The 20,615-nt window shown below is 68.9% G+C and carries 15 protein-coding genes and 1 pseudogene; 10 read left to right on the forward strand and 6 right to left on the reverse strand.

Features of this window, described 5'->3' with window-relative positions; all coding sequences use genetic code 11:
• Window positions 1-183 precede the first annotated feature (183 nt).
• Complete coding sequence (locus CH341_RS13270) at window positions 184-1,932, forward strand: CocE/NonD family hydrolase (protein WP_245431034.1); 1,749 nt, start codon at window positions 184-186, stop codon at window positions 1,930-1,932.
• Window positions 1,933-1,939: 7 nt separating this feature from the next.
• On the opposite strand, the gene CH341_RS13275 is transcribed toward CH341_RS13270, so the two are convergent.
• Window positions 1,940-4,180: an amylo-alpha-1,6-glucosidase gene (locus CH341_RS13275; protein WP_111419503.1), complete on the reverse strand. Its 2,241-nt coding sequence runs from the start codon at window positions 4,178-4,180 to the stop codon at window positions 1,940-1,942.
• Window positions 4,143-5,306 carry a glycosyltransferase family 4 protein gene (locus CH341_RS13280; RefSeq protein ID WP_111419504.1) on the reverse strand — a complete coding sequence of 388 codons (1,164 nt, stop codon included), beginning with the start codon at window positions 5,304-5,306 and terminating at the stop codon, window positions 4,143-4,145. The genes CH341_RS13275 and CH341_RS13280 overlap by 38 nt, the downstream gene beginning before the upstream one ends.
• A 236-nt stretch (window positions 5,307-5,542) precedes the next feature.
• Between CH341_RS13280 and CH341_RS13285 the strand changes: the two genes are divergently transcribed.
• Together CH341_RS13285 and CH341_RS13290 are read left to right on the forward strand one after the other, a co-directional pair.
• Window positions 5,543-6,127, forward strand: coding sequence for a PRC-barrel domain-containing protein (locus CH341_RS13285; RefSeq protein WP_111419505.1), 585 nt, complete (start codon window positions 5,543-5,545; stop codon window positions 6,125-6,127).
• 44 nt (window positions 6,128-6,171) lie between these two features.
• Window positions 6,172-7,470 (forward strand): MFS transporter, encoded by a 1,299-nt coding sequence (locus CH341_RS13290; protein ID WP_111419506.1) that lies wholly within the window; start codon window positions 6,172-6,174, stop codon window positions 7,468-7,470.
• Between the two features lie 6 nt (window positions 7,471-7,476).
• On the opposite strand, the gene CH341_RS13295 is transcribed toward CH341_RS13290, so the two are convergent.
• A complete protein-coding gene (locus tag CH341_RS13295; RefSeq protein ID WP_111419507.1) occupies window positions 7,477-8,553 on the reverse strand; it encodes a glycosyltransferase family 4 protein in 1,077 nt (358 codons plus the stop codon).
• Between the two features lie 249 nt (window positions 8,554-8,802).
• On the opposite strand from CH341_RS13295, the gene CH341_RS13300 reads away from it, so the two are divergent.
• A complete protein-coding gene (locus CH341_RS13300; RefSeq protein ID WP_111419508.1) occupies window positions 8,803-10,572 on the forward strand; it encodes an ABC transporter ATP-binding protein in 1,770 nt (589 codons plus the stop codon).
• 167 nt (window positions 10,573-10,739) lie between these two features.
• Window positions 10,740-11,009, forward strand: coding sequence for a hypothetical protein (locus tag CH341_RS13305; RefSeq protein ID WP_146604468.1), 270 nt, complete (start codon window positions 10,740-10,742; stop codon window positions 11,007-11,009).
• Between the two features lie 37 nt (window positions 11,010-11,046).
• Here CH341_RS13305 and CH341_RS13310 read toward each other — a convergent pair whose 3' ends face one another.
• The 3 genes and pseudogenes from CH341_RS13310 to CH341_RS36430 all read right to left on the reverse strand — a co-directional run.
• Window positions 11,047-11,958, reverse strand: coding sequence for an IclR family transcriptional regulator (locus CH341_RS13310; protein ID WP_111419510.1), 912 nt, complete (start codon window positions 11,956-11,958; stop codon window positions 11,047-11,049).
• A gap of 123 nt (window positions 11,959-12,081) precedes the next feature.
• Window positions 12,082-13,449 (reverse strand): MFS transporter, encoded by a 1,368-nt coding sequence (locus CH341_RS13315; RefSeq protein ID WP_111419511.1) that lies wholly within the window; start codon window positions 13,447-13,449, stop codon window positions 12,082-12,084.
• Between the two features lie 325 nt (window positions 13,450-13,774).
• Window positions 13,775-14,533: pseudogene (locus CH341_RS36430) on the reverse strand (nitrilase-related carbon-nitrogen hydrolase); the annotation flags it as partial.
• A gap of 263 nt (window positions 14,534-14,796) precedes the next feature.
• Here CH341_RS36430 and CH341_RS13325 point away from each other — a divergent pair.
• The 5 genes from CH341_RS13325 (at window position 14,797) to CH341_RS13345 (ending at window position 20,569) form a co-directional block, all read left to right on the forward strand.
• Window positions 14,797-15,960, forward strand: a complete 1,164-nt coding sequence (locus CH341_RS13325; RefSeq protein ID WP_245431036.1) for an ABC transporter substrate-binding protein — start codon at window positions 14,797-14,799, stop codon at window positions 15,958-15,960.
• 70 nt (window positions 15,961-16,030) lie between these two features.
• Window positions 16,031-17,629: a hypothetical protein gene (locus tag CH341_RS13330; RefSeq protein ID WP_146604469.1), complete on the forward strand. Its 1,599-nt coding sequence runs from the start codon at window positions 16,031-16,033 to the stop codon at window positions 17,627-17,629.
• Window positions 17,630-17,885: 256 nt separating this feature from the next.
• Window positions 17,886-18,809: a branched-chain amino acid ABC transporter permease gene (locus tag CH341_RS13335; protein ID WP_111419520.1), complete on the forward strand. Its 924-nt coding sequence runs from the start codon at window positions 17,886-17,888 to the stop codon at window positions 18,807-18,809.
• A 1-nt stretch (window position 18,810) separates the two neighbouring features.
• Window positions 18,811-19,818 carry a branched-chain amino acid ABC transporter permease gene (locus CH341_RS13340; RefSeq protein ID WP_111419514.1) on the forward strand — a complete coding sequence of 336 codons (1,008 nt, stop codon included), beginning with the start codon at window positions 18,811-18,813 and terminating at the stop codon, window positions 19,816-19,818.
• Entirely contained in the window at window positions 19,811-20,569 is a 759-nt protein-coding gene (locus CH341_RS13345) for an ABC transporter ATP-binding protein (protein WP_111419515.1), read from the forward strand. Before CH341_RS13340 ends, CH341_RS13345 begins: the two co-directional genes overlap by 8 nt.
• Window positions 20,570-20,615 lie beyond the last annotated feature (46 nt).

Consider the following 20,615-nt stretch of genomic DNA (forward strand, 5'->3'; position numbering starts at 1 on the left):
GGAGGAGGGGAGCCGCAGCGCTTCTGCTCCCCTCCCCCCGAGAGCGAAGCTCTTGGCGGGGAGGGGTCGGGGTGGGGGGCTCTTTGGGCCGAGCAGCTGCATTCTGTCGATATGAGGCTCTCGCGATCGCAACCTCGCCCCGGCGGCTGCGCGGTCCGGAACGACGGACGTGAGGACAACACCATGAACGATGCTGCTTCCCCCGCTGTCGGCGCACCGCCGGTCGAGACCGTGGTCGAGATCGTCGGCACGGCGCGCGGACCGAACATGATCTTCCAGAAGGACGTGCCGGTGCCGGTCGGCGACGGGCTCGTGCTGCGCGCCAATGTGTTCCGGCCCGAAGGCGAGGGGCGGTTCCCGGTCGTGATGGCGCACGGCCTCTACGGCAAGGACGTGCACTTCGCCGACGGCTTCGCGCCGCAATGGGAGCGGCTCGCCGCGCTCCATCCGGATCTGTTCACCACCGGCACCAGCGGCCGCTTTCTGCGCTGGGAGACGGTCGATCCCGAGGTCTGGGTGCCGGACGGCTTCGTCGTCGTGCAGGTGGATTCGCGCGGCTCCGGGAAATCGCCCGGCTATCTGGATCCGCGCTCACCGCGCGAGATCCAGGACTATCACGACGCGATCGAGTGGGCCGGCAAGCAGCCCTGGTCGAACGGCAAGGTCGGTCTGATCGGCATCTCCTATTATGCCTTCACGCAATGGGCAGTGGCGGCGCTGCAACCGCCGCATCTCGCCGCCATCGTGCCGTGGGAAGGCTTCCTCGATTATTATCGCGACGCCTACCGGCACGGCGGCATCTTCAGCGACGGCTTCACCTCGGCGTGGTGGCCGCGACAGGTTCTGGTCAACCAGCACGGCAACGGCGAAACGCGCTATCGCGACCGCGACACCGGCCTGCCCAACACCGGCCCGGCGCTGTCGCCCGCGATGCTGGAGAGCAACCGCACCGATTATGTCGGCGAGTTCCTGCGTCATCCGTTGTTCGACGAATGGTATCGCGAGCGCGCACCCGATCCGTCGCGCATCACCGTGCCGGTCCTGTCGGCCGGCAACTGGGGCGGACCCGGCCTCCATCTGCGCGGCAACATCGACGGATTCCTGGGCGCCGCCTCCGAGCAGAAATGGCTGTCGGTGCACGACGGCACGCATTTCGAGAGCTTCTATCTGCCCGAATACGTCGCGCTGCAGAAGCGGTTCTTCGACCGCTTCCTCAAAGGCGAGGCGAACGGTTTCGACGACGAGCCCCGTGTGAAGCTGTCCATCAGGAGTCCGCACGGCTCGGTGCGTCGCGGCGAGACCGAGTTTCCGCTCGCCCGCACCCGCTGGACCGCGCTGCATCTCGACGCGGCGTCGCGGCTGATGCGGCCCGAGCCGCCGGCCAAGGAGGGCGCGGTTTCCTACGAGGCGCGCGGCGAAGGCGTCGACTTCTCGACGCCGCCGATGGAGAGCGACACCGAGATCACCGGCTTCGTCTCGGCGCGGCTGTGGATCGCCTCGTCCACGACCGACATGGACATCTTCGCGGTGCTGCGCGCCTTCGGGCCCGACGGCAGCGAGGTGATCTTCGACGGCGCCCACGAGAGGACGCCCGTGAGCCGCGGCTGGCTGCGCGCCTCGCATCGTCGGCTCGATCCGATGCGCTCGCGCCCGTATCGCCCCGTGCACGCGCACGATCGCATCGAGACGCTCGAGCCCGGCCGCTCCTACGCCGTCGACATCGAGATCTGGCCGACCAGCCTGATGCTGCCCAAGGGCTATCGCCTCGTGCTCACCCTGATGGGGCACGACTTCGAGTATCCCGGCCTCCCCGGCCGCATGCGGCACGACCACCCGCAGGACCGCGGCCGCCCGGAGTTTTCCGGCACCTGCACGATCCTGACCGGCGGCACCCAGGCGAGCACGCTGCTGCTGCCGATCATCCCGGACTGATACGCGATCACCCCCACGGGCCGGGGCGGCTCGTGCCGGCGGTCTCGGCGCTGCCGGGGCCGCCGCTGTAGACGACCACCACGTGCAGCGTGCCTTGCGTCCCGAGGATCTCGACCGACACCGTGGTGTTGTGGCGGCGGATCTTCAGGTCGACCGAGGCGTCGCCGAGACGCAGATTGCGCAGCGTCACCCAGTCGAGAAAGGCCGGGAGTTGCGGGTCGCGCAGCCGGATCTGGCGATGCTCGGGATCGAACTCGAGGCCGAGCGAGGCGTGCAGCAGCAGGAAGGGCGCGGCACTCGCCCAGGCCTGCGGCGCGCAGGCGACCGGGTAGAGCGTCGGGCCACGGCCGCGGCGGCGCTGGAATCCGCAGAACAGCTCCGGCAGCCGCCGCAGATCCATGTAGCTCGCGGCGTCGAACAGGCCGGTGAACACCGGCTCCACGGCGGACTTGCGCCCGTAGCGGGCGAAGCCGAGCGCGATGAGCGAGTTGTCGTGCGGCCAGATCGAGCCGTTGTGATACGACATCGGATTGTAGCGTCGCTCGCCCGTCGACACCGTGCGGATGCCCCAGCCCGAGAAGAACGGCGGCCGCAGGAGCCCGTCGATCACCGCCAGGGCGCGGTCGCGTCGCGCGATCCCGGTGAACAGAACCTGCCCGGCGTTCGAGGTTCGCACGCGAAGGGGGGTCTTCTTGCCGTCGAGCGCCAGCGCATAGGTGCCGATCTCGGGGCACCAGAACGCCGCCTCGAACCGTTCGGCCAGTTCGGTCGCCTCCTTCTGCAGACGCGACGCGAGATGGATGTGGCCCAGCCGTGCCGCACCGCGCGCGATCAGCAGCTTCGCCGCGTAGACGTAGCCCTGCACCTCGGCGAGGGCGATCGGCCCGTCCGCCAGGTGGCCGTCGGCATGGAAGATCGCGTCGTGCGAATCCTTCCAGCCCTGGTTCGCGAGTCCACGCTCGGTGGCGCGGTGATACTCGGTGAAACCGTCGCGGTCGGGATCGCCCGGCCCGTCGATCCACTGCAGCCCCGCGTCGATCGCCGGCCACAGCTCCTTCAGCGTCTCGTCGTCTCCGGTCCGCTCGGCATAGAGCCCGGCGAGCAGCACGAACAGCGGTGTCGAGTCGACGCTGCCGTAATAGAGGCCGAACGGGATCTCGCCGAGCGCCGCCAGCTCGCCGCCGCGCATCTCGTGCAGAATCTTTCCGGGCTCGGCGTCGGACTCCGCGTCCCGCGTCTTCGCCTGGAAGGCGGCGAGGCGCCGCAGCACGCCGCGCGCAATGGCGGGATCGAGCCACAGCGTCTGCAGCGCCGTGATCAGGCCGTCGCGCCCGAACGTGGTCGAGTACCAGGGGATGCCGGCGTAAGGGTAGGGACCCTGCGGCGTGTCGGTGACCAGCATGTAGAGGTCGCTGACCGCCCGGCAGATCATCTCGTTGAAGATCTGGTTCGACGTCTCGATCGTGGTGGCGCGGCTCGCCGCCCGCTGCAGTCCGCGCCGGGCCTGCGACAGTGCCCGGTAGAACACCGGCGGCCGCTCGTCCTCCGGATCGGCGCAGCGCACCACCGCGAAGATCGATCGGCTCTGCCCGGCCTCGAAAGCGAGCTGGAACGAGGCGCGGCTCTTGTCGAGCCGCGTCGGTGCCGGGTCGAACGCGATCGTGGTGCGGCGCTGTCTCTCGTCCAGCCCGTCGTAGGTGAGCATCACGGTCGCGTCGCCGACGACGTCGCTGCGGGACGTGCCGCGCCGCTTGCGCTCGAAGCCGCGGACCTCGAACAGGTCGGCGAAGTCGTTGGCGAACAGCAGCGACACCTCCAGCCCGATGGGCCGGTCGGCGTGGTTGGTGAGGCCGAAGCGATGATAGGCGCGCCCGTCCCAGATGAACACGGTCCGCACCACATGCAGCGTGTCCTTCTCCAGCGCGATCGTCTTGCCGGCATAGATGTCCGGATTGGTCAGGTCGACGGTGAGAACCGTGTTGTCGTCCCGCACGTTGGAGCCGAGCAGCAGCGGCGACGCGCCGGCGATCCGCAGCTCGAAGCGCGACAGGTAGCGGGTGTCGGCGTGGAACAGGCCGTCCGGGGCGCCCGCCGTCGCGCCGATGTCGCCGTGGCTGTCGAGAACCGCGAAGCTGTCGCCGCATTTGAGGATGCGGCTCAGCCGTGTCGGTCCGGTCGCAGGGATGTAGAAGGCGTCGTCCTGGACGGTGTCAGCCGGGGACACCGTCGTTGGCGAGGCTATTTCCATTGAATTGCAACCCGGTTGGCGCGAGCGGGAAATCGACCGCGCGACGGACGTCCACGGCCGCGGCCCTGAGCGGCAGCGGTCCCACCTGTGCGGGCGGGATCTGCGCGGTGATCAACTGATAGAGTCGGCCGTGGTCCTCGGCCATGCGGGCGGCCGAGAAGCGCGCCTCGAATCCCCGGCGCACCGCCTGGCGGTCGAGCGCCAGCACCTCGGGCAGCGCCGCGATCGCCTGCTCGACCGTGTCGACGATGCGTCCGGTGACGCCGTCCTCCACGATCTCCGGCACCGAGCCGCGGCGGAACGCCAGCACGGGCGTACCGCAGGCCATCGCCTCGATCATGGCGAGACCGAAGGGCTCCGGCCAGTCGATCGGGAACAGCATGGCCAGCGCGTCGCCGAGGAAGCGCGTCTTCTCTGTCTCGTTGATCTCGCCGACCAGTTCGACGCCGCCGCCGGCCAGCAGCGGCTCGATGGTCTCGTGGAAATAGGCGCGGTCGACCTTGTCGATCTTGGCCGCGATCTTGAGCGGCAGCCCGGCGGCGCGGGCGATGGCGATGGCGAGATCCGGCCGCTTCTCCGGACAGATACGGCCCAGGAACGCGAGATAGCCGCCGGTCGGCGCGAAGGTGGGGCGATGCAGCGACAGCGGCAGCCCGTGATGGATCGTCGCGACGAAGTTGCAGTGGGCGATCGGGCGACGCTGGTCGTCGGAGATCGACACCAGCGGCATGTCGCCGAACCGGCGGTAGAGCGCCGGGAGATCGGGAAGATCCTGGCGGCCGTGCAGCGTCGTCACGGTGCGCTCGCGGATCGGGCGGAACAGCGGATAATGCAGCGGGTCGACGTGAAAGTGCAGCACGTCGAACTCGTCGGCGCGCGTCCGCACCTCGTCCAGCATCAGCATATAATAAGGAATCGGATCTGCGACCGACGGATCGAGGCGCAGCGCGCACGGCGCGCACGCCACCAGCTCCGCCTGGGTGACCGAATCACCGCTGGCGAACAGTGTCACGTCGTGACCCTGCCGAACCAGCTCCTCCGTAAGATAAGAGACGACTCGCTCGGTACCACCGTACATGCGCGGCGGCACGCTCTCCATCAAGGGCGCGATCTGGGCGATCTTCACGGCTGTTTCCAATCCCCGGCGAGGGTCCTGCTGCTCAACAGAAAGACTGCTGCTCGGTTCCGCCCAAAGAACAGGCTCTTGGCTCCGCCTCTGTGCAATGTGATCGCTGTCGCGGGCCGGGCGCTGCTCGGCCACGACGGCGCCACGTGATCAGAACAACATGGCTTTCGTGTGTGTGGAACGGGGTGCTCCGGGCTCTGTTGTCCGACGAGCGCCGAGCGAGGAGCAGCGTTGAGATGATTCGAGTTCTCTCGATCGCATTGATCGTCCCGGTCCTGTCCTCCGGCACGGTCCCCATCGATGCAGCGAACGCCGGAGAGACGAAGCCGGGCCTTCAGGTCGCCCAGGCCGACGTTCCGGCCGCGCCGGCCCCGGCTGCGCCGCCGCCCGCTCCTCCTGCGGCGACACCCGCCGCCGTGCCGCCCGCCACCAATCCGGCCCCGGCGCCCGGAACACCGGCCGCCGGCACGCCCGCGGCGGTTCTGGACGAGCGCGAGGTCGACGGCATCCTGGGCAAGAGCATCCGCGCCAGCTCCGGCGAGAACATGGGGCGGATCGTCGACGTGATCGTCAGCCGCGCCGGCCATGTGCGCGGCGCCGTCATCGACTTCGGCGGATTCCTGGGTGTCGGCAGCCGCAAGATCGCGGTCGATTGGAGCGTGCTGCGCTTCGACGGTGAGAAGCCGTCGGTCATCACGGCCGACATGACCAAGGACCAGCTCCGGATGGCGCCCGAATACAAGTCGGGCGAGGCGATCGTGCTTCTCGGCGCGGCCGTTCCGGCTGCAGCGCCCCGCAGCCCGCCGCCGCCAGACAAGTGACGCTGGAGATCGCGCGGTCAGACACCGGCCGGCCCGAGCGCAGGGTGGAATCCGCCGGAGCGATCGGCGGCGGCGAAGGCGCTTCGCCGCCCTCCGGCGAGCCGCCGGCGCCGCCGTCGCGGGAGAGCCTGCAGGGGCTCGACTGGTTCACCTTCTTCCTGGCCAATGCGCAGACCGGCTTCGGGCCCTTCATCGCCGTCTATCTCACGGCGCAGGCGTGGACCCAGGTCGATATCGGCCTGGTGCTGACGATCGGCGGCCTCGCGGCGCTGCTCGGCCAAATCCCGGGCGGCGCCATCGTCGATGCGGCGCGCTCGGAGCGGCGCATCGCCGTGCTGGCCGTCGCCAGCGTGAGCGTCAGCGCGCTGATGATCGCGGCGTGGCCGAGCTTCGCGTCGGTGACGGCCGCGCAGATCATCCATTCGGCCGGAAGCTGCATTCTCGGTCCCGCCATCGCGGCGATCAGCCTCGGCCTGGTCGGCCATGCGGCGGTCGGCGAGCGGCTCGGCCGCAACGCCCGCTTCGCGGCGATCGGCAACGGCGTGGCGGCGGCCGGCATGGGCGCCTGCGGCTATTTCCTGTCGGACCGCGCCGTCTTCTACGTCACGGTGCTGCTCGGCGTCCCGACCATTCTGGCGATCCTGCGCATCCGCGAGCGCGACATCGATCCGGTCAAGGCCCATGGCGGCGTGCCGCACGAGGCGCCGCGTGATCCGACCGCCGTGATGAGCGCCGTGCTGACCCGCCCCCTGGTGGTGTTCGCCGCCGCCATGGTGCTGTTCCACCTCGCCAACGCCGCCATGCTGCCGTTGATGGGCGGCATCCTCACGCGCCGATCGAGCGACTGGGCGACCGTACTGATCGCGGCCTGCATCGTGGTGCCGCAGATTGTGGTCGCGCTGTTCTCGCCGGCGGTCGGCCGGCGGGCCCAGGCCTGGGGGCGGCGGCCGATCCTGCTGCTCGGATTCCTGGCGCTGGCGATCCGCGGCGTGCTGTTCGCCTTCGTGAGGGATCCGGTCGTGCTGGTCGCCGTGCAGATCCTCGATGGGATCACGGCCGCCGTGATGGCCGTCATGGTGCCGCTGATCATCGCCGACGTGACACGCGGCACCGGGCATTTCAATCTGGCGCAGGGTATCGTCGGCACCGGCGTCGGCATCGGCGCCGCGCTCAGCACCACGTTCGCCGGCTATCTGAGCGACCGGTTCGGCGGCAGCGTCGCCTTCTTCGCCCTCGCCGCCACGGCCGCCGCCGGGCTCGCGCTGGCGCTGATCATGATGCCCGAGACGAGGCCCGGCGGCGACGACCCGGACGCGCCGGAGACGGCGCCGCCGCGCTGCTGACGGCCGCTACACCGGCGCCAGCGTCGGGACCGCGGCGGCCGGCAGCACGCCGTCGGCCGAGGCGGCGATCAGCTCGCGATAGACGGCGACGTAGTCCTCCGCCATCCGCCGGGCCGAGAAGCGCTCGCAGAAGCGCTCGCGGATCGCGGCGCGTGACAGCTGCGGCACCCGCCGCACCGCCTCGACGGCTGCGGCCTCGTCCGCCACCACGAAGCCGGTGCGGCCGTCCTCCACCACCTCCGGGATCGAGCCGCGGTCGTAGGCGACCACGGGCGTGCCGCAGGCCATCGCCTCGATCATCACCAGGCCGAAGGGCTCCGGCCAGTCGACCGGCAGCAGCAGCGCGAGCGCGCCGCCGAGGAACTCGGCCTTCTGGTCGTCGCGGATCTCGCCGATGAACTCGACATGCGGCAGCTCCAGGAGCGGCGCGATCTCGCTGTCGAAATAGTCGCGGTCCACCCTGTCGATCTTGGCCGCGATCTTGAGCGGCAGTCCGCATTGCGCGGCGATCCGGATCGCCCGGTCGAAGCCCTTCTCGGGCGAGATGCGCCCGAGCGCCGCCAGATACCGCGGAGGCTGCGATCCCGGTGCGAGCAGGTCGTGCGGTAGCCCGTGATGGATGGTGCGCACGTAGTTCGCCTGCGGCAGCGGCCGGCGCTGCGCATCCGAGATCGACACCACCGGAACGGTCGAGAAGGCGTCGAACAGCGGCTGCTGCTCGATCAGGTCGAGGCGTCCGTGCAGCGTCGTGACGAACGGCGTGGATTGGCGCGAGAACAGGGAAAACGGGAAATAGTCGAGATGAAAATGCAGGATGTCGAAGCGATGCGCCTCGCGGCGGACCGTCTCGAGCATCAATGCATGGAGCGCGCCGGCGTCGCGCACCGACGGATCGAGCCGCAGCGCTCGCGGCCATACCGAGCGCAGCGTCGCCCCCGTCACCGAATCGCCGCTGGCGAACAGCGTCACGTCGTGCCCGAGCGCGACCAGCTCCTCGGTGAGCCAGGACACGACGCGTTCCGTGCCGCCATAGAGCTTCGGCGGGATGGCTTCCGTCAAGGGAGCGATCTGAGCGATGCGCATGATGACACCTCGATTGGTCGGCAGTCCGGTGGATGCCCAGATCGAGGGCAGTCGTGACAAAGAAGCGGCAAGACGATGGTGACAAACAAAGCCGTGTCCACGCGAATCGTCTCGGCACGCACACAAGCTCGTAAACGTGCCGGGTATTATGCAGTTCCGCGAAACCGCACTGCACCTCACGCGTTGGGGCAGCGCTGCTGGAATCACAAGCCTCGGCGATGCTTCTCTTCCGCCGCGTGAGAAAGTCCCATGGACGACCTGTGCCGTTACGCCGACCGCCCCCTCGCCTTCCTGTTCCGTTATGTGAGAATGCGCCCCGCGGCCCACGCCTTCATCCTGATCGCCGTGCTGGTCGCGGTCGGCTGCTCGGTCGCCACGCAATACGGCATCAAGGTCCTGGTCGATTCGCTCGCTCCCGGTCCGTCGAGCAACGGCGCCTGGCTGGCGCTCGGCTTCATGGTGGCGCTGATCGCCGCCGACAATCTGTTGTGGCGCATCGCCTGTTGGGTCGCGAGCTCGACCTTCGTGGGCGTGACCGGCGATCTGCGGCGCGATCTCTTTCGCCACCTCACCGGGCACGCACCGAGCTATTTCAGCGATCGCCTTCCCGGCATGCTCACGAGTCGCGTCACCGCCACGTCCAACGCGGTGTTCACGATCGAGAACATGGTCATGTGGAACGTGCTGCCGCCCTGCGTCGCCACCGTGGGCGCGGTCGTCTTCGTCGCCACCGTGGACTGGACCATGGCGGCCGGCCTCGTCGCGGTCGCCGCCGTGATCGTGGCGATCATGATCAGGCTCGCGGCCGCGGGACGCCCGCTGCATCACGCCTTCGCCGACAAGGCCGCGGCGGTCGACGGCGAGATGATCGACGTGATCGGCAACATGTCGTTGGTCAAGATGTTCTGCGGCCTCGGCCGTGAGCATCGCCGCTTCGACGACACGCTCGATCGGGAGATGACGGCGCGCCGCCGCAGCCTTCGTTATCTGGAGCGGATCCGGCTGTTCCACGCGGTCGTCACCATCGTCCTCACGGTCGGGCTGCTCGCCTGGGCCGTGCTGCTGTGGCAGCGCGGCGCCGCGACGGCCGGGCAGGTCGTGCTGGTCGGCACGCTCGGCCTGTCGATCCTCAATGCGACCCGCGATCTCGCGGTGGCGCTGGTCGACGTGACCCAGCACATGGCCCGCCTGTCGGAGGCGCTCGCCACCATGCTGGTGCCGCACGTGCTGCGCGACCATCCGCAGGCCTCGACGCTGGTGCGCAACGGCGCGAGCGTGACCTTCGAGGGCGTCTCGTTCGGCTATCCGGGCGGCCGGCCGGTGTTCGACGGGCTGCACCTCGTCATCGCGCCGGGCCAGCGCGTCGGCCTGGTCGGCCGCTCAGGCAGCGGCAAATCGACCGTGTTCGCTCTGCTGCAGCGATTCTACGACGTGCAGGGCGGCCGTATCCTGATCGACGGCCAGGACATCGCCCGCGTCACCCAGGAGAGCCTGCGTGCCTCCATCGCCGTGGTGCCGCAGGACGTCTCGATGTTCAATCGCACGATCCGTGAGAACATCCGCTACGGCCGGCCCGACGCCACCGACGAGGAGGTGTGGCAGGCCGCCGAGGCGGCGCGCTGCACCGAGTTCATCGCCGAGCTGCCGGCCGGCCTCGATACCCCGGTCGGCGACCGGGGCGTCAAGCTGTCGGGCGGCCAGCGCCAGCGCATCGCCATCGCCCGCGCCTTCCTGAAGGATGCGCCGATTCTCCTGCTCGACGAGGCGACCTCGGCCCTCGACGTGGAATCCGAGGAGGCGATTCGCGAGGCGCTCGCCCGGCTGATGACGGGCCGCACCGTGCTGGCCATCGCCCACCGCCTCTCCACGGTCTCCAACTTCGACCGCATCCTGGTTTTCCGCGACGGCGAGATCGTCCAGGACGGCGCTCCCGGCCACCTGCTGCGCCGCCCCGGCCTCTATCGCGACCTGATCGACGGCGAGCTCAGCCGGCTGGAAATGCACCCGGAGGCGGCCTAACGGCCGCGACCTTGCCGGCATCAAGATACCGCGCGCAGCGCCACCGGGCGCCGCGCATGGCCGCGTGCGACCCTCTGGCACCATCGACGTACGATGGTAGGGACGCGCTCTCCCGGATTTCGCGGCGCGGCACGACGCGTCATGGTTCTCCCGGGGGAGCCCACGAAATGGCGCGTCATCGCTTTGCCGTCCACATGCAGGTCCGCGGCCTCGATCTGCTCGAGTTCGGGTCCAAGGTGGCGGCGCGCAGATACGAGCTGGCGACCGACCAGTATTATTTCGACGGCCGGCGGGCGGCGCTGTTCGAGGCGCTGATCGGGCTCGGCATGGACGCTCACACGATCCGCTGGCACGCCGACAATCCCGGCGAGCGGCTGCCCTGCTGCGTCAATCCCCGCGTCGCCCCCTCGGCTGGCCCCAAGGCGTTGCGCGGATAGCTGCTGATTCCCTCGCCATTGCGCCGAAGCGCGGCGCTCAGCCGCCGCCGCGCGGTCGGCCGCGCCGACGCACCGGCTCGTCGTCGGCCGGCGTCGGGCCGCGACCATAGGCCATTCCGTTCAGCGACTCCGACAGCAGCCGGGCGTGACGATGCAGCACCTCGAGCTGATTCGGATCGGGCTCGCCCGGAATGTTGCCGCTCAGCCCCACGATCGAGAACACGCCGGCGATCTCGTCGCCGTCGCGCAGGATCGGCACCGACAGGGTGTTGACCCCCTCGATGATCTCGCTGTCCGCCGTGTCCCACATGCGCTCGCGGATCGCGGCGAGGCGCTGGCGCAGGATCACCTTGTCGGTCAGGGTGTGCGGGGTGAGGCGCACCAATTCGCGCGACAGCGCGCGATCGACGATCTCGGGCGCCGAGAAGGCGAGCACGACGCGGCCCTGCGCCGCCGCGTGCGGCAGCGGCCGGTTCCCGGGCTTGATCGAGATGAACACGCGCGCATAGATGTTGTCGGCGACGCTGATCACCTGGGTCTCCCAGCCGATCGGCACCGCGAGCAGCGCGGTCTCGCGCGTCTCGTCGCGGATCGCGGTGAGGAACGGCGCGGCGATCTCCCGCAGATTGAACTGCTCGGCCACCGACTCGCCGAGCTGGACCAGCTTCCAGCCGAGCCGGTAGCGCTCGGTGCCGCCGTCCTGCTCGATGGCGCCGAGCTGGCGCAGCGTCGTCAGGTGGCGATGGACCTTGGCCTTGGTCTCGTGCAGCGCGTTGGCGATCTCGGTGAGGCGCAGGGGCCGGCCGGCGGCGGCGAGCTCGTCGAGGATGCGGAACGAGGTGGCGACCGACTGGACCGAGACCTCGTCCGGGTCGGGGGTCTTGGCGCGCGGATCGCGGCTGCCGGTGATGATGGCGTGGCGGTTCAGCGGCGGAGTCTCGTCGGTCATCCTGCTCTCGGCCCGGCGGACGGCCCCGGACCCGGCCGGCGCGCGCCCTCCCGTTGCGGCGAGAGGCACGTCCGGGGGACGTGCCTCTCGCGCAGTTCGCGTGTCGGCGTCAATCTACGGCAATCAGAGCGCCGATGCCACCGGGCTGGAGCGGGCCGGCTCCACGGCCGCCACGGAGGTGCGCCCGCGCAGCTTCGGGATCACCAGCATCACGAGGCCGCCGATCACCATCATGGCCGCCATCGCGTAGAGGCCGAACTCGACCTGCTGGGTGAGCTGCTTCACCCAGCCGATGATGAACGGCATGGTGTAGCCGCCGAGATTGCCGATGGTCGCCATCAGGGCGATGCCGGCGGCCGCCGCCGCACCGGTCAGGATGGTGCCGGGCAGGGCCCACATCACCGCGAGCCCGGCCAGCGCCCCCGATACCGCGACCGACAGGCCGAACAGCGAGACATAGGGGTTGTGGCCGAACACGCCGCTGAGAACCAGGCCGGCGGCTCCGACGAAGGCGCAGACAGCGGTGTGCCACTTGCGCTCGTGATGCCGGTCGGAACTCTTGCCGATCACGACCATGGCGACGCTGCCGCAGGTGAACGGAATGGCCGTGAGCAGCCCGTTCACCAGGAGGTTGTTGACGCCCAGATCCTTGACGATCTGCGGCAGCCAGAACGACAGGCCGTAGGTGCCGCCGAGCAGCGAGAAGTTGGTGATCGCCAGGAGCCAGACATTGACGTCCTTGATCGCGTCGAGGAAGCGGTGGCCGTAGCCGGCCGCCTTCTTCTGCAGATCCTCGGCGACCAGCGCGTCCACCACCATGCGGCGTTCGCCGTCGTCGAGCCATTTCGCCTTGGCGGGCCCGTCCTCCAGATAGAAGAACGCGACGATGCCGCCGAGCGTCGCCGGCAGGCCTTCCACCAGGAACAGCCACTGCCATCCGTGCAGCCCGTAGAGGCCGCTGAAGGTGTGCATGATCCAGCCCGACAACGGGCCGCCGATGACGCCCGAGAAGGCGATGCCGAGAAAGAAGATGGCGCAGATCTGCGAGCGCAGCCGGGCCGGAAACCAGTAGGTCAAATAGAGGATGATGCCCGGATAGAAGCCGGCCTCGGCGATGCCGAGCAGGAAGCGCAGGATGTAGAACTGCTTCTCGGTCTGCACGAACATCAGGCTGGCCGAGATCAGGCCCCACACGATCATGATGCGGGCGATCCAGATTTTCGCGCCGAAGCGCTGCAGCGCGAGATTGCTCGGAATTTCGCAGACGCAGTAGCCGAGGAAGAAGACCCCGGCGCCGAACCCGAAGGCCGCGTCGCTCAGGCCGATGTCGACCGACATCTGCAGCTTGGCGAAACCGACGTTCACGCGGTCCAGGAACGAGATGACGTAGAGCACGAGCAGGAACGGCAGCAGCCGCGCGGCGATCTTGTTGTAGACGCGCCACTCGGGCTCTTGCTCGGCCGTGAAGTTGGATCGTGGCAGGTAGATCATTCGGGATTCCCCAGTTCGTCCGTTTGAATCCGACGTCGTTGGTCGACGGCATGCGACGAAACTCGCGCCTCCGGTCGGTGGAGCGAGCCGGAGAGGCGGGCTTGGCCGGAATCTTGTCCATGTACATGTTCTTCGGATAGACCGGCTGCTCGTAGATGATCTGGGCGAGCTCGGTGCGCACGTCCTTGAGCCAGTTGGTCACCTGGGCGCTCTCGCGGTGGTGGCGCAGCGCCTCGATGTTGATGACGCCGGAGACGAAGGTCGAGCCGTTGGTGTCGCGCTGCTTGCCGACGATCTGGCCGCGGTAGTCGACGATCATCGACTGGCCGCCGCCGGCGTCGATGCCGGTCTTGCCCTCCGGATAGAGGTGGTAGCTGCCGATGTTGGGCGCCACGATGTACATGTTGTTCTCGAGCGCGCGGCAGCGGTTGGTGATCTCGAAGAAGTCGTTCTCGGTGAACGGGGCCGGCAGCGAGGCGCGGTACACCACCTCGGCGCCGTTCATGGCGAGGCCGCGGCCGTTCTCCGGATAGCTCCCCTCCATCGCCATCATGATGCCGAGCCGGCCGATCTTGGTGTCGGCGACCGGCCAAAAGGCCTCGAGCGTGCGGCCGTATTTCTCGATCCACCAGTCGTAGATGTCGTGCGGCGACACCGAGCGCTCCACCGGCAGCAGCGCGCCGAGCTTGTAGTGCTTGAGGACGATCGCGCCGTCCGGGTCGACGACGAAGCCGACGTTGAAGAAGCGGTCCTTCCAGTCCGGATGGCGGGCCTTGGCCTGCGCCATGATGTAGACGTTCCACTCGCGCGCGAGCTTGGCGATCTCGTCCGTCTCCGGGCCCGGGATGTCGATCGCGCAGGTGTTGGCGAAGTCGGCGTGGTCGACGTCCAGGACCTCGTCGTTGAAGCCCATCAGGCCGCCCTCGGGAATGGCGAGGAGGCGGACCGGGATGTCGAGGTTGGACAGCCAGAAGGCCGCCTTGGTCAGGCTCTTCAAATGCTCGATGTTGTTCTTGATGTCGTCGCGCGTGCGGATGCCCCAGAAGGTCGGAATGAGGCCGACCGCGTTGTACGGCTCGATCATGAAATGTTCCCCCTCCGGCCCCGCGCGGGCCGGCTACGGCCCCGTACCGGAGCCGGGACCAGCGTCCGGGCGGGAAAGTGCGCTTTTCGGTTCCGTCGTGCAAGCCGCCGGGCCGACAGGGGACGGGCGATCCCCTGCCGCAGCCACGATTTTTCGCTTGAAAGGCGAGCCCCCGACCGGCTTATCTCGCGGTCCGGCTGTACCCGCCCCCGAAGCTCGCCCGTTTCCCCGGAGGAGTAGTTGCGATGACCAAAACCGTTTCGATGCTCGCCGCCGTCGCGGCCTGTGCCCTGGTCGCTCCGGCGCAGGCGCAGGACAAGGTTCAAGAGAAGCTCAAGGTGGGGGTGATCGCCACCCTGTCGGGACCGCCCGCGGTGCTCGGCCAGCAGATCCGCAACGGCTTCCAGCTCGCCGTCAAGCAGCTCGGCGGCAAGCTGGGCGGCCGCGACGTCGAGGTGCTGGTGCAGGACGACGAGCTCAAGCCGGACATCGCGGTGGGCAAGGTGAAGGCCTTCGTCGACCGCGACAAGGTCGACTTCGTGGTCGGTCCGGTGTTCTCCAACATCCTCCAGGCGATCGTGAAGCCGGCGACCGACGGCGGCGCCATCCTGATCAGCCCGAACGCCGGCACCTCCAACTATGCCGGCCGCGACTGCAATCCGAATCTGTTCGTCACCTCCTACCAGAACGACCAGATGCACGAGATCTCGGGCAAGCACGCCCAGGATTCCGGCAAGAAGACCGCCTTCATCATGGCCCCCAACTACCAGGCCGGAAAGGACTCGCTCGCCGGCTTCAAGCGATACTTCAAGGGCGAGATCCTCGACGAGGTCTACGTCCCTCTGAACCAGCTCGACTACTCGGCCGAGCTGTCCAAGATCGCCGCGGCGAAGCCCGAGGTGGTCTTCGTGTTCCTGCCGGGCGGCATGGGCGTCAACTTCGTGAAGCAGTATCGGCAGGCCGGGCTGGCCGACACGATTCCGGTGTTCTCGACCTTCACGGTGGACGAGTCGACGCTGCCGGCCCAGCAGGACGCCGCGCTCGGCTTCTTCGCCGGCTCCAACTGGGCGCCCAATCTCGACACCCCGCAGAACAAAGCCTTCGTCGCCGCCTACGAGAAGGAATACGGCGCCGTCCCGGCCACCTACGCGTTCCAGTCCTACGATGCGGCCCTGCTGATCGACAGCGCCCTCAAGGCGACCAAGGGCGACACCAAAGACCGCGACGCGTTGCGGGCGGCGCTGCGCAAGGCCGACTTCGTCTCGTTGCGCGGCGACTTCAAGTACAACACCAACAACTATCCGATCCAGGACTTCTACCTGACCAAGGTCGCCAAGCGCGCCGACGGCAAGTACCAGACCGAGATCGTCGAGAAGGTCTTCGACGATTACGCCGATCCGTACGTGAAGGACTGCAAGATGAAGTGACGAGAAGCCGGCGGCCTGCCGGCGGGCGAAGGGCCGGGTCGGTCGCCTGGGCATCTGCGAGGGGGACAGGATGTCGACTTTGAACTCGGCCGGTCCGGCCGGGCCCGTCGGCCCGACCGCGTCTTCGGCCGCCGGTGTCGTCGGGCGGCTCGCCTGGGGCGCCGCGATCGCCGTCGCAGTCGCGGTCGTGCTGCTATCGGTGAACGCGCCGTTGGTCGCAGGCGCCGGCGTCGAGACCGGCGATTTCGCCGCCAACACGCTGCTGATTCTGGACGCCAAGTCGTTCGGGCTGTTGACCGGCAACTATTCGCGGGTGGGTTTCAACCACCCGGGCCCGGCGATCCTTTACGTCCTGGCGGCCGGCGAGGCGGTGATCCACGATCGCCTCGGGCTCGTCTCGTCGCCGTTCGCCGGGCAGCTCGTCGCCGTCTCGCTCTACGCCACGATCTGGATCGTCCTGATCTTCAGGGTGCTCTGCAGGGCCTTCGAGGATACTGCCCCGGCGGCGCTGGCGACCGCCGTGTTCACGCTCTGCATCGCGATGCTGGACGGCCAGACCCTCAACGGGCCGTGGTTCCCGCACCTCTATGTCTGCCCGTTCGCGGCCTTCGTGGTGGCGATCTCCCGCCTGGTGCATGGCCGCACGGACTCGCTCGGCACGCTGGCGGTGAGCGCCGGCTTCCTCGTCAACGGCCATGCCTCCTTCGGCGTCGTCATGCTCGTCATGGGCCTCACGGTCCTGGCGGCCAACACCGTGCTGGAGACCGACCGTGGCAGCGGCACCCGGATCGCGAGCCGCCGCTTCTGGGGGGCGAACCTCACACGTCTGGCGGTGGCCGGTGCCCTGCTGTTCGTCTTCTTCATCCCACTGCTCATCCTCACCGTCCGGGCGTTTCCCGGGCCCGTGATGGACTATCTGAATTTCGGCGCGCATCGGAAGTCGAACGGCATCCTGGCCTCGCTACGCTTCATCTGGTTCTTCTGGGGCGGCCCGGTGCCGTTCGTCGTCGGCGCCGTGATCGCGCTGCCCGCTTTGGTGCTGCTCGGCCGGCGCAGCGACCTCGACGGCTTCACCCGCGGTGCCAACGGCCTGATCGCCGCCTTCGTGGCCGCTTTCCTGGCGATGCTGACCTATGCGCGGCACGGCGTCGACATGATCGAGCTCCAGTATATCGGCTACTTCTACTACGCGGTGCCGGCGCTCGCGGCCGGGCTCGCGGCAGCCTGTCTGCTGAAGCTGGTCCGGTCGCGGCTGCGCGCCGCCGTCGCGCTCGTCGCCTGGGTCTTCTGCCTGGCCGGCGTCCACAGGGCGATGGCGCAGCCCGGTGACTACGTGGTCGAGTACAACGCCCCCGGCGTGGTCGACATCTACCGGGCCGTGAAGCCGCTCGCGGCCGCCGGGCGCATCGTGCTGGACCTCGATGGCAGCAACGACTGGGGCTATGTGTGGGGCCATGTCGTCGGCGTGCAGGCCTATGCCAAGCGGCGGCACGAGGACCTGTTCTGCATCGACCGGAGCTGGCACATCCTGTTCACCCGTAAGGCGCTGTGTACCGCGGCGGAACTGGCCGGCCACCCGCGCTACACGGTGCGCAAGGCGGAGCCGACGCCGGGCGGGCCGCCGCAGGTCGCGGTTCAGGGCTTGGTCTTCACCCGCACCGGCCCGTGAGCGGGCAGGCGCCGGGCGACCGGCCGGTTGCCCGAATTGTCGTATCCTGTTGACAAGCGAGCCGGATCGCCCCGATTGTCGCCGGCGCCCGGTCATCCGGGTCATGGTCCGCGCCCGCCGCGGCTCTGCCGTTCTGTTCACCTGCCGCGAGTTGCTCGCGCCGACCGTTCGCCGGGACGGACAGGTCTGCGATCCGCCGCGCAACCGGCTCTCCCCGCGCGGGGGCGGACGAGACGCCACGATCGCAGCCGTCCCGATGTCGACCACGCTTCTCGTCGTCCAAGTTCTCAACGGCCTCCAGCTCGGGGTGCTGCTGTTCCTGATCGCGGCCGGCCTCACGCTCGTGTTCGGCGTGATGGACTTCATCAACCTGGCGCACGGCGTGCAGTACATGCTGGGCGCCTATCTGGCGGTCGCGTTCTACGGGCTGACCGGAAGCTTTCTGCTCGCCTTGGTGCTGGCGCTCGCCGCCGCGCTGCTCTTCGGCCTGCTGCTGGAGGCGGCGGTGTTCCGCCATCTCTACGGGCGCGACCACCTCGACCATGTGATCGCGACCTTCGGGATCATCCTGTTCCTCAACAGCGCCGTGAAATACGTGTGGGGCGCCGCGCCGCTGTCGCTGCCGGTGCCGGAGGCCCTCACCGGCTCGATCGTTCTGGCGCCCGGCATCCTCTATCCGGTGTGGCGGCTGGTGATCATCGGCAGCGGCCTCGCGGTGGCGCTGCTGCTGTACGTGCTGGTCTCGTGGACCCGGATAGGCATGCTGGTGCGGGCCGGCGCCACCAATGCCGAGATGGTGTCGGCGCTCGGCGTCGACATCCGGCGGCTGTTCACGCTGGTGTTCGGGTTCGGAGCGATGCTGGCCGGCTTCGCGGGCATCATGATCGCGCCGATCCTGTCGGTCGAGCCCGGCATGGGCGACACCATCCTGATCCTCGCCTTCGTGGTGATCGTCATCGGCGGCATCGGCTCGATCCGCGGCGCCTTCGTGGCCGCCCTGCTGATCGGCCTCGTCGACACGCTCGGCCGCTCTTTTGCCGTCGACCTGCTGCGGCTGGTCATGTCCTCCTCGACAGCCCGTACGGTCGGGCCGGCGCTCGCCTCGATGCTGATCTATCTGCTGATGGCCGTGGTCCTGTATGTGCGGCCGACCGGCCTGTTCCCGGCGAAGGGCCGCTGAGATGACTCCTGCAGCTGCGCCGGCCGACGCTGTGCCGGTCCTCACCCGGCCGCGCCGGACCGTGGTGCTGCCAGCCCTCGTCTTCGCGGCGCTCGCCCTGGTTCCGGCCGGCGCCTTCGCGCTGTCGGCCGGCTACCTGCTCGACCTCTTCACCCGGGTGATGATCTTCGCCATCGCGGCGCTGTCGGTCGATCTCCTGATCGGCTATGCGGCGCTGGTGACGTTCGGGCAGGCCGCCTTCGTCGGCATCGGGGCTTACGCGGTCGGCATCCTCGCCTCGCACGGCCTCACCGACGTGGTGGTCGCCCTGCCGGTGGCGCTCCTCGCGTCGGGCCTGTTCGCGCTGGTGACGGGCTTCGTCTGCCTGCGCACCAAGGGCGTCTACTTCATCATGATCACGCTGGCCTTCGGCCAGATGGCGTTCTTCACGGCGTCGTCGCTCGCCCCCTACGGCGGTGACGACGGCCTCACCGTGCAGGAGCGCAACACCGTGCTCGGCCTGCCCCTGTTCGAGCAGCCGCTGGTCTTCTACTACGTCGTCCTGGTCGCGCTGCTCGTCGTCTACCTGTTGTTCCGCGCACTGGTCGCCTCGCGCTTCGGCCGGGTGCTGCGCGGCGCCAAGGACAATGCGCTACGGATGACGACGCTCGGCTTCCAGGTCTATCGGTTCCAGCTCGCCGCCTATGTGATCGCCGGCATGGCGGGCGGCCTGGCCGGCTTTCTGCTCGCCAACGCCACCGAGTTCGTCAGCCCGGCCTACATGTCGTGGCAGCGCTCGGGCGAGCTGATCATCATGGTGCTGCTCGGCGGGCTCGGCACGCTGCACGGCGCCATCGTCGGGGCGGCCGCGTTCCTGCTGCTGGAGGAATGGCTCTCCGCCCTGACCGAGCACTGGAAGATGATCTTCGGACCGCTGCTGGTCCTCGTCGTGGTGTTCGTGCGGGGCGGTCTGATCGGCATCGGCGCCGCGCTCGCCCGAGCAGCGGGACGGAGGGGCCCCCGTGGTTGAGCCGGTCCTCGCCATCGACGGGCTGCGAAAGCAGTTCGGCGGGCTCGTCGTCACCGACCAGGTCACGCTCTCGGTCGCGCCCGGCGAGCTGCACGCCGTCATCGGCCCGAACGGCGCCGGCAAGACCACGCTGATCAACCAGATCTCCGGTGTGCTGCCCTCCGACTCCGGAACGATCCTGTTCGCCGGGCGCGACATCACTCGGCTCGCCCCGCACAGGCGGGCGCGGCTCGGGCTGGCCCGCACGTTCCAGATCACCTCCGTCTTGCCCGCCTTCTCGGCGCTGGAGAACGTCGCCCTCGCCGTGCAGGCGCGCTCCGGCTCGAGCTTCCGTTTCTTCGGCGACGCCGCGGCCGAGCCGGCCCTCAATCGGCCCGCCATGGCGGCGCTGGACGAGGTCGGGCTCGCCGATCGGGCCGCCGTGCCGGCCGGACATCTGTCGCATGGGGAAAAGCGGGCCCTCGAGCTCGCGATGGCGCTCGTCACCGAGCCGAAGCTGCTGCTGCTCGACGAGCCGATGGCCGGAACCGGTCGGGAGGAGACGGCCCGCCTGATCGCCGTGCTGCGCCGGCTGAAAGGCCGCTTCGCCATGATGCTGGTCGAGCACGACATGACCGCCGTGTTCGCGCTCGCGGACCACATTTCTGTGCTGATCTACGGCCGTATTCTCCTCAGCGGCAAGCCGGACGAGGTGCGCGAGGATCCGCAGGTCGTCGCGGCCTATCTCGGCGACGAGATCGAGTTCGAGTGATGAACGACGATTGTGCAGCGTCGTTCCGGGGCGCGGACCGCAGGTC

The sequence above is a fragment of the Rhodoplanes roseus genome (assembly GCF_003258865.1).
Taxonomy (GTDB): domain Bacteria; phylum Pseudomonadota; class Alphaproteobacteria; order Rhizobiales; family Xanthobacteraceae; genus Rhodoplanes; species Rhodoplanes roseus.

Bases quoted from the DNA above. Each gene is read 5' to 3' on its own strand.
- CH341_RS13295 (WP_111419507.1), bottom strand. From the start codon at position 8,553: ATGCGCATCGCTCAGATCGCTCCCTTGACGGAAGCCATCCCGCCGAAG.
- CH341_RS13315 (WP_111419511.1), bottom strand. From the start codon at position 13,449: ATGATCTACCTGCCACGATCCAACTTCACGGCCGAGCAAGAGCCCGAG.
- CH341_RS13275 (WP_111419503.1), bottom strand. From the start codon at position 4,180: ATGGAAATAGCCTCGCCAACGACGGTGTCCCCGGCTGACACCGTCCAG.
- CH341_RS13325 (WP_245431036.1), top strand. From the start codon at position 14,797: ATGCTCGCCGCCGTCGCGGCCTGTGCCCTGGTCGCTCCGGCGCAGGCG.
- CH341_RS13285 (WP_111419505.1), top strand. From the start codon at position 5,543: ATGATTCGAGTTCTCTCGATCGCATTGATCGTCCCGGTCCTGTCCTCC.
- CH341_RS13340 (WP_111419514.1), top strand. From the start codon at position 18,811: ATGACTCCTGCAGCTGCGCCGGCCGACGCTGTGCCGGTCCTCACCCGG.
- CH341_RS13335 (WP_111419520.1), top strand. From the start codon at position 17,886: ATGTCGACCACGCTTCTCGTCGTCCAAGTTCTCAACGGCCTCCAGCTC.
- CH341_RS13300 (WP_111419508.1), top strand. From the start codon at position 8,803: ATGGACGACCTGTGCCGTTACGCCGACCGCCCCCTCGCCTTCCTGTTC.
- CH341_RS13270 (WP_245431034.1), top strand. From the start codon at position 184: ATGAACGATGCTGCTTCCCCCGCTGTCGGCGCACCGCCGGTCGAGACC.
- CH341_RS13330 (WP_146604469.1), top strand. From the start codon at position 16,031: ATGTCGACTTTGAACTCGGCCGGTCCGGCCGGGCCCGTCGGCCCGACC.
- CH341_RS13310 (WP_111419510.1), bottom strand. From the start codon at position 11,958: ATGACCGACGAGACTCCGCCGCTGAACCGCCACGCCATCATCACCGGC.
- CH341_RS13305 (WP_146604468.1), top strand. From the start codon at position 10,740: ATGGCGCGTCATCGCTTTGCCGTCCACATGCAGGTCCGCGGCCTCGAT.